Raw genomic sequence first — 8,682 nt, forward strand, 5'->3', positions numbered from 1 at the left:
GAGATCCCCCTAAATCCCCCTTAAGAAGGGGGACTTTAAGAGCTTCTTGTCCCCCCCTTCCCAAGGGGGGTTAGGGGGGATCTGTCTTAAGTGAACCGTATTGCTTTATAGACGGGCGGGACGCCCATCCCACAATAATTAAAATTGTAAGTTATTTAATTCTCATTCCTTACCACAATGGTACGATCGGGAGCATCTCCGTTTTGCAAAAAGCATTTTTTAAACAGCGGACGCCAGGACGTACTACGAACCTTTTTTGTGATGCTAATCGACCGGACATGATATGATATGACTGATGACTAATTGTTAGCTGCTATCTGACTCAAGCGTTTGAGGATGCGGAGTACATCCTGTAGATTATTGGTGCGATTGCTAATTCCAAATAAATCAGATTTGGCATATCGCGGTGATTCTCCGTTGAGCAACTTGACAAAGATGAAACTGCCTCCTGTAGCAATCATGCCGTAACTCGGCTTCTCTGGGTTCGGGTTTGCCAGTAGATAAGCTAAGATTTGGGCCAGCCCCGCTTCAATGGAAAATGAAACTCGTTTCGATTCGATTACCATCAGCCACAACTGGTCTTTTAAAACTAAAGTATCCAGGCTACCTTTGATGATAATGCCTTCATCTTCTTCGGAAATTTCGACGGATTTTTCCTGTTTAATGTAAAATTGGTGCAGGTAAAACTCGCCGGTGAACAGTAGTGGAGAGACGATCGACAAACTGATGGTTTTTTCCAGCATCGGCGGATACTCTAGCAAGTTGAAGTAACCCGCTTTAATCTGATCTAGCTGTCGTTTCTGAAACTCTGTGATTTCTGGTAACTCCTCTTGCCATTCCGGGAAAAATTGGTCGTCTGTGACAAGTTGCAGGTTAAAAAGTGTTTTTAATTCTTCTAGCGTGACATTTTTAGCTTGAATAGTTTGAACCATAATTTCCTAGCCTTTATTTTATAGATATTTACAATTTTATCAAATTCCTCTACAACCAAATTGGTTCGTAGTGAGGACTTCAGTCCTTCTTTTTATGAGGACTAAAGTCCTCACTACGAACCGAAGATAGGCGAAGTTATAGTTTAATCTTACTAATTCCAAATTTTTTGTAGATTCAGAACAAATCCCGGCAAAACCTCTTCCCCAGAAAGGGTGAGAGGAGATTGTAAAACTTCAACTGGTTGACCGGGGCGATAAATTTCTACTTCTCGTTTTTTGCGGTTAATCAGCCAACCCAAACGGCAGCCATTTTCCATATATTCTTGCATTTTTGCCTGCGTCTTGTTCAAGCTGTCACTCGGAGAAAGAAACTCGATGACAAAATCAGGACAGAGGGGGATAAATTTGTCTCTTTGTTCGGGTGTCAAAGCTTCCCACCGCGATTTTTCTACCCAGGAGACATCGGGAGAGCGATCGGCTTTACTGGGCAGAGTAAACCCTGTGGAGGAATCAAACACTTCTCCGAGTTCGGTTCGATCGTTCCACGTCCAGATTTGAGCATTCGCTGTTGAGTTGCGTTTCCCTGTTTCTCCTCCGGTTGGCGGCATGACGATTAATTCTCCGTTGGCGTTGCGTTCTAGTTTCAATTCTGGGTGTTCTTCGCACAGTTGGTAGAACTGTTCGGAAGTTAGTTTGACAATGGAATTGAGATTTAAGGTGATAGCAGTCATGATTATTTACCTGCTGTGTATATGAACTAGATTAAGAACTAAAAATGGGATGATTCATTTTTAATTCTTAATTTTTAATTCTTAACTTCTAATTCTACTGCAATTGTTGGATGCGCTTGAGGGCATCTTGATATGCAGTTGTTCTGCCGCCTTGCTTGTAAAGTTCCGCTGCTTTTTGAAAGTCGGCAATTGCTTTGGCTTTGTCTTCTGTCAGGTAAGCTAAAGCTCGGTTGTAGTAGGCGTCGGCAAAACCGGGATTGGCTGCGATCGCACTCGTGTATGCTTGAATAGCGGTTCCACCGCGGGTGGGGTCGGGTTGTGGCAAGCCGGCAGTAATGAAAGTGCGGGCATTGCCGATATTAAAATGCAATTCTGGGCTGTATTTAGGATTGAAAGTGAGTGCTTTGTTGAAATCGGCGATCGCCTCCCAAGCCTCTCCCTGATCTAAGCGCGAAAGCCCTCGAAAATAATAGGCTTGGGCATCTTTTGGGTTAACGGTGGATACCGGGCCGATAGTTGTGGGAGTATTGTCTACTTTCAACTCGGATTTGTTGATTCCCGCCGCCACCAGTTTGGCGATAAAAGTATTAATGGGAACTGCTGCATTAAATCCTGTTTTAATTGGGGCGACTTCCCCGTTACTGATTTGGGCAAAACCGAATTCCCCTTGTCCGTGCAAACCGATGACTCGGGCTTCAGAGTCGAAAACTGGCCCGCCACTCATGCCACTCCAAGTGACGGCTTGATACCGCAAAGTGTAACCTTCCCGGCGATCGCGCGGGCGGCTGGTAACGAGTCCGGGAGACATTTCTGGTTCTCGTTCGGCCCCAAAGAGTCCGCCCGTAGCGGGATAGCCGTAAACGAAGATTTGAGTGCCGATGACGGCTTTGTCAGAATCGGCTAGCGTCGCCACTGGATATTCTTCGGGACTTTCAAATTTGACTACTGCTAAATCCGGATCTGTTGGGGCTGTTTGCAAGCGGGTGACGTTGCTTACTTGATAGTTTTTGCCCGCCGACGTGCGAACGGTGTATTTCACGTCTGCTTTTTCTACGACGTGATTGACTGTTAAAACTGTGTAAGTTTTGCCGTTTTTGGCAATAATTACCCCGGAACCGTCTCCGAGGGAACTATTGATTTGTACTGTCAGCGGCCCGGCGATGCTGGCGACTTCTTGGGGAGTTTTGGCGATCGCCGGTTGGCTGATGACTATGGTTAAGGCTGCGGTGGTTCCTGCTAGCAAGGTGGTTAAGGTGTCGTAACGAGAAAAGTTTATATTCATGGCTGTTGCTAATTGGTAGTTTGGTATGGGAGTTCGCTGCGGTTGGTGGTTTGGGCTTTTTTGGTTTTTAGTTTGATTAATGTTTTGACGCTATTGGCGATCGGCTTTGTTATTTACTGATAATTTTACTCGCTTTTTTGTTCCGCGATTTCCTATCTAGACATTCAGTTGTAAGGTATGTCAGGCTTGCAATGTCTATAATAAATTAGGCTTGGCCTTTGACGAACCCTACTCACTATGGATGATTCATTGCTATGTGGTAGCTTGTTCGCTAATTGTTGGATGCAAAAGTAGAAGCGGTACGTTGTTGGGCTTTAGCCCTGAAAGAGCGCCCAAGCGCAACTACGTACCTTTGAAAGAGCGCTCAAGCGCAACTACGTACCTTCAAGAGCGCTGAAGCGCAACTACGTACCTTCAAGAGCGCTCAAGCGCAACTACGTACCTTCAAGAGCGCTCAAGCGCAACTACGTACCTTCAAGAGCGCTCAAGCGCAACAAGAGCGCAACTATGTAATTTGATGTTTTGTGGCCCATTGGACGATCGCCTCAGTCAACCCATCTAATGTATATTCTGTCGCTTCTACGTCTAACTTGCCCAATAAATTCTGGCAGCTTTTGGAGGTTTCCGGGCCGATGGATGCGATACAAACTTTTTCTAGCCAATCCTGAGATAAGGAGAATTCGGGAGTTGTTTCGAGGAGGTGGCAAAAGTTATGTACGGTTTTGGAACTGGCAAAGGTTATGATATCTACGGCTTGATTCTGGAGTGCGGCTAGGGCGATCGGATCGATTGTTTCGGGACAGCAAGATTGGTACGCTGGTACTTCGATTACTTGCGCTCCTTTGGCGGTGAATTCTTTGACTAAAACTTCTCTTCCCCCACTTTCTACTCTGGGAAATAAGATTTTGCAGTTTTGCAAATTGTCGGGGAAGTTTTCGACTAGGGAATCGGCGACAAAGTTGGGGGGAATAAAGTCGGGTTGTAGCGAGTGCGATCGCAAACTTTCTGCTGTCTTTTTCCCAACTACTGCTATTTTAATGCCAAACAAGCTCCGCGCGTCTTTGCCTTTTGCTTGCAATCGTTGAAAAAACCAGTCTACGGCGTTGTGGGAAGTGAGGATTAACCAGTGAAAGCTTGACATTTGCCCGATCGCGCTATCCAACGGTTCCCAACTTGAAGGCGCACCAATTACTAAGGCTGGCATTTCGATCGCGCGGGCACCCAGTTGCTGGAGTCGATCGCTAAATTGACCAGACTGGGAGGCCGCGCGGGTGACTAAAATCGTTTTTCCGGCTAGCGGTTGGCTGTGGTTAGCGGTGACAGGTGTATGGCTCATGTTTGTGCTTTCTGGCCAGATTAAAAATTCGCGCAATCTAACTACTTCCCCAATGACGATGACGCAAGGCGATAGAGATTCACCTGTTGTTTGTTGTACAATGTCGGAGAGCGTGCCGATCCAGATTTGCTGTTCGGGGCGGCCGCAATCTCGGATAATGGCGATCGCAGTTTCGGGCGATCGTCCGTGTTTTTGTAATTGCCAGACTATCTCGCTTAAATTGCGCCCTCCCATCAAGATTACCAGAGTTTCTATCCGCACTAAAGCTTCCCATTCCAGCGCATCCGGTTCGTGGGCGCTCATCACTGCAAAACAGCGGCTCATCACCGGATCTGTGAGGGGAATTCCTGCTAGCAAAGGTGCCGCAAATGCTGACGAGATTCCCGGCACAACTTCAAATTCGCAGCCTGCTATAATTAATGCTTGAATCTCGGAACTGGAGCGACCAAAAATAAATGGATCGCCACTTTTAAGTCTCACTACTTGTTTGCCAAGTTGGCAATGTTCTACCAGCAAACGGTTAATTTCTTGCTGCTGGGTGGAAGGTTTGCCACCGCGTTTCCCTACTTCTATTTTCTGACAAGTGACTGGAATTAATGCGAGTTGCGGGATGTCGATGAGTGCGTCGTAGATTAAGACTTCGGCTTGGGAGAGCAGTTTTTGCGATCGCACTGTCATCAAGTTACAATCTCCGGGCCCCCCACCGACTAGATAAACTTTTCCTTTTGAGTTTTTCATAAGTCATCCTCGATAGTATAATTTAAGGAAGAAGGAAGAAGGAAGAAGGAAGAAGGAAGAAGGAAGAATGAGCAATTATGAAATAACAAATACTAATGCCCAATCCCTCCGCTTCGCTCCGCCCAATGCCCTGTTTGGCCAATGCCCGATGCCCAATCCCCAATCCCCAATCCCCAATCCTTAACCAAAAATCCTATATTTATGCAGATTATCACCATCACGGCCGCCGATGCAAATTACTTTGAACTGGTGCGAGGTACTATTTTATCGGTGCGGGAAAAACCAGAGGGCGCTAATGTGGCGATCGGCTTTTTCGATCTAGGCTGCACTCCCGAACAACTGGAGTGGCTGGAAACACAAGTTAATATTATTCAAAAACCCGATTGGGAGTTCAACTTTCCCGGCAAAAATGAAGCACCTCACTATCTCAAAGGACTTTTAGCTCGTCCGTTTCTGCGCCGTTACTTCCCGAATTTCGACATCTACCTGTGGATAGATGCTGATGCTTGGGTGCAGGATTGGCAAGCTATGGAATTATTCGTAAAAGGCGCGGCAAAACGGGGTTTAGCAGTTGTTCCAGAATTAGATAGAGGCTATTATTTAGCTTATGGCAAATTGCCTTGGTACTGGGAATTTGTTTATCGCGATTATCAAGCAGCTTTTGGGGAAGAAGTTGCCAAACAGTTGCACAGCTATCCAACTATCAATGCAGGTATCTTTGCGCTGCACAAAGATGCGCCGCATTGGGAACTTTGGGCGGAATATCTGGATGAGGGATTGCAGCGGCACGTTTCTTTGATGACTGACCAAATAGCGTTAAATCGGCTCGTTTACGGTACTGAAATGTTCGATCGCACAGAGATGCTGCCGGCTGGGTGCAATTGGAGCTGCAACTTCGGTTTGCCCGTCTGGGACAAGCAGCGACGCTGTTTTGTGGAGCCGTATTTGCCGCACGGGGCGATCGGCATTCTGCACATCACAGGTCACAAGCACGACTTGGTAAAATTAGCAACAACCGACGGGAATCAAATAGAAATTAGTCTCCGCTACCAACCGATTCAACCGCCAGTATCCCCACAATTAAAATCAGAAAAAATGACAGTACAACCACCATCTCAAATTCAAAATAATACATTACCTGTCGGAGATTACGTCTCGCCCGAACTAAAAATTATTCTCCCAGATGCGTACTTTCCCAACATGATTGTGGGCGATACTAATACTTGTCCGTGGCCGTATCTGCGCCGGGAAATCAAGCACAATTGGTATGTCGATCGCCGTGCTAGTTCAGTCGGATTTCTCAGTCGCGACGAAGCACACATTCTTTACAATACAGCCCTGCAATTTTCAGGTAAAAAAGCATTAGAAATTGGCTGCTGGCTGGGTTGGTCTGCTTGTCATTTAGCACTCGCCGGAGTTGAGTTAGATGTCGTCGATCCGCTGTTAGAAAGAGATGATATTAGACAAAGCGTAATAGATTCAATTCAAGGCGCTCTCAATGCGTCTGGCGTGCAAACTTCCGTTGAACTCATACCCGGTTACAGCCCCCAAAGAGTAGAGCAATTAGCAAAGGATTTGAACCGGAAATGGTCGTTAATTTTTATTGACGGAGAACACGAAGGTGATGGGCCGTTAAATGATGCGATCGCCTGCGAAAAATTGGCAGAACAAGATGCAATAATTTTATTTCACGATTTAGCTGCTCCGGCTGTTGCTAAGGGTTTAGATTACTTGAAACAACAGGGTTGGCAAACGATAGTATATCAAACAATGCAAATTATGGGTGCAGCTTGGCGCGGCAATGTCGAGCCTGTAAAACATCAACCAGATCCTAATATTTATTGGGATTTGCCAGCACATTTGCAGGGTTATGAAATTAGCAGTTTAAACGGTATTGATTCGACCACATACAGTAAAAAAAATAAACAAAAACAGTCATCTTATACAAGAGATTTCTACGAATTAATAGGAGAAGGAACTCGCAGTTCTGCTATAGAAATTATTCCTCTGCTGTTAGACTTGCTGCAACCAAATTTACCTAAAAGTGTAGTGGATGTGGGCTGCGGTACGGGAAGTTGGTTAGCTGCTTTTCAAAAGTTGGGAATTGCTGACTGTTTGGGAATAGATGGCGATTATGTCGATCGCACTCTTTTACAAATTCCTTTAAATCAGTTCCAATCCGCAGATTTAAAGCAACCGCTGCAATTAAAAAGAAAGTTTGACTTAGCAATTTCCCTAGAAGTTGCAGAACATTTGCCAGCTACCTGTGCTGAAACCTTTGTTAATTCTCTCACTCAATTAGCACCAGTAATTTTGTTTTCGGCTGCGATACCGTTTCAAGGAGGCGTCGAACACGTTAACGAACAGTGGCCGCAATATTGGGTAAATTATTTTCATACAAAAGGTTTTGCAGTCGTGGATTGCTTGAGGAGAAAAATATGGAACAATGACAAAGTAGAGCCTTGGTACGCTCAGAATATATTTATTTTTGTTAAACAAGAATATTTATCGAGATATCCAATGTTAGAAAGTGAATATCAAAACACGGATTTGAATCAATTAGCGATTGTACATCCCAAGATTTATTTTTATAGCTTGCAATCTGCTCAAAAGTCAGCCCAAACAGAAAGTTTCAGGCAAATTTCTGCATCCCAGCAATTGGAAAATCGACCGTTGGTATCTGTGATTGTTCCCTGCTACAATCAATCTCACTTTTTGCCACAAGCGGTAACTAGCGCAATTAAGCAAACTTACAAAAATTTGGAAATTATCATTGTCAATGATGGCAGCTTAGATACTACAAGCACAGTTGCCAAAAATTTAATAGCAGCAAATCCCCAGCATAAAATCAGGCTGGTAGAACAAACAAATCAAGGGCTGTCTCTGGCAAGAAATGCTGGAATAGCAGCAGCAAATGGTGAATACATTATGCCTTTGGATGCTGACGATATTTTAGCTGAAAATGCCTTAAATAGTCTTTTAGAAATATGCTTAAAATCTCATGTACCTTGTGTAGCATTTGGTTCTTATCAAATGTTTGGCACAGAAAATCGCATAGTACCGAGTAGCGATTTGTATTCGCCGGAAAACATCAAGCACTCTAACATGATTCACCCGTCTTCACTGTATCACAAATCTATTTTGGATTTAGTGGCAGGTTATAAAATTGGGATGAAAGAAGGTTACGAAGATTGGGAATTTTGGGTCAATTGTCACAGACATAATATCCCATTTTTCGGAACGAAAGAAGTAGTTGTCAATTATCGGCGTTCCCAGGGTTCTATGTTGGAAAAAGCTCAGCAACATCATGAAAAGTTGGTAGCACAAATTGTTTGTTACAACCGGGATATTTATGATATTGAAAGCGTGAAGAATGCTGAGAAATTCTTGGAAGCAATCGCAAATTAATCTTTTTTATCTGGTAGGGTGCGTCGCTGCTATATTTTTGATTTTAATTGCAGATTGTCGAGTGCGACGCACTCTACATTATCTATCGGTGGATTGAAATTGTAATTTCAACCTACATTTTATTTGTAGGGGCGAGTTCGCCAACCATACATAATAATCACCGACAATTAATATAAACCCGCCCCCGCCCCACCGTAAATCTGAATGTACATTAATATTGTTTGTTGGGTGAGGGCGGGTTTTTGAAATTGTTAG

5 protein-coding genes are annotated in these 8,682 nt (G+C 44.4%); 1 reads left to right on the forward strand and 4 read right to left on the reverse strand.

Annotated features, from left to right (window positions below):
- Positions 1 to 299 precede the first annotated feature (299 nt).
- From JGK14_RS28270 to cobA, 4 genes are all read right to left on the reverse strand, one after another.
- Positions 300 to 932 carry a restriction endonuclease subunit R gene (locus tag JGK14_RS28270; RefSeq protein ID WP_293270398.1) on the reverse strand — a complete coding sequence of 211 codons (633 nt, stop codon included), beginning with the start codon at positions 930 to 932 and terminating at the stop codon, positions 300 to 302.
- Positions 933 to 1,084: 152 nt separating this feature from the next.
- Positions 1,085 to 1,663, reverse strand: coding sequence for a Uma2 family endonuclease (locus JGK14_RS28275; RefSeq protein ID WP_293185745.1), 579 nt, complete (start codon positions 1,661 to 1,663; stop codon positions 1,085 to 1,087).
- A 94-nt stretch (positions 1,664 to 1,757) separates the two neighbouring features.
- The gene (locus JGK14_RS28280; RefSeq protein WP_293270396.1) at positions 1,758 to 2,945 is read right to left on the reverse strand and encodes a tetratricopeptide repeat-containing S1 family peptidase; all 1,188 of its coding nucleotides are present in this window, start codon (positions 2,943 to 2,945) and stop codon (positions 1,758 to 1,760) included.
- Between the two features lie 505 nt (positions 2,946 to 3,450).
- Positions 3,451 to 5,019, reverse strand: coding sequence for a uroporphyrinogen-III C-methyltransferase (gene cobA, locus JGK14_RS28285; RefSeq protein ID WP_293193335.1), 1,569 nt, complete (start codon positions 5,017 to 5,019; stop codon positions 3,451 to 3,453).
- Between the two features lie 141 nt (positions 5,020 to 5,160).
- Between cobA and JGK14_RS28290 the strand changes: the two genes are divergently transcribed.
- On the forward strand, positions 5,161 to 8,427 hold the full coding sequence (locus JGK14_RS28290) for a glycosyltransferase (RefSeq protein ID WP_293314167.1): 3,267 nt from the start codon (positions 5,161 to 5,163) through the stop codon (positions 8,425 to 8,427).
- Positions 8,428 to 8,682 lie beyond the last annotated feature (255 nt).

It is taken from the genome of Microcoleus sp. PH2017_28_MFU_U_A (genome assembly GCF_020738035.1).
Classification (GTDB): domain Bacteria; phylum Cyanobacteriota; class Cyanobacteriia; order Cyanobacteriales; family Microcoleaceae; genus Microcoleus.

What these genes read in the sequence shown, in the direction of transcription:
- JGK14_RS28270 (WP_293270398.1), bottom strand. Translation starts at nt 932, where the DNA reads ATGGTTCAAACTATTCAAGCTAAAAATGTCACGCTAGAAGAATTAAAA.
- JGK14_RS28275 (WP_293185745.1), bottom strand. Translation starts at nt 1,663, where the DNA reads ATGACTGCTATCACCTTAAATCTCAATTCCATTGTCAAACTAACTTCC.
- JGK14_RS28280 (WP_293270396.1), bottom strand. Translation starts at nt 2,945, where the DNA reads ATGAATATAAACTTTTCTCGTTACGACACCTTAACCACCTTGCTAGCA.
- cobA (WP_293193335.1), bottom strand. Translation starts at nt 5,019, where the DNA reads ATGAAAAACTCAAAAGGAAAAGTTTATCTAGTCGGTGGGGGGCCCGGA.
- JGK14_RS28290 (WP_293314167.1), top strand. Translation starts at nt 5,161, where the DNA reads ATGCCCGATGCCCAATCCCCAATCCCCAATCCCCAATCCTTAACCAAA.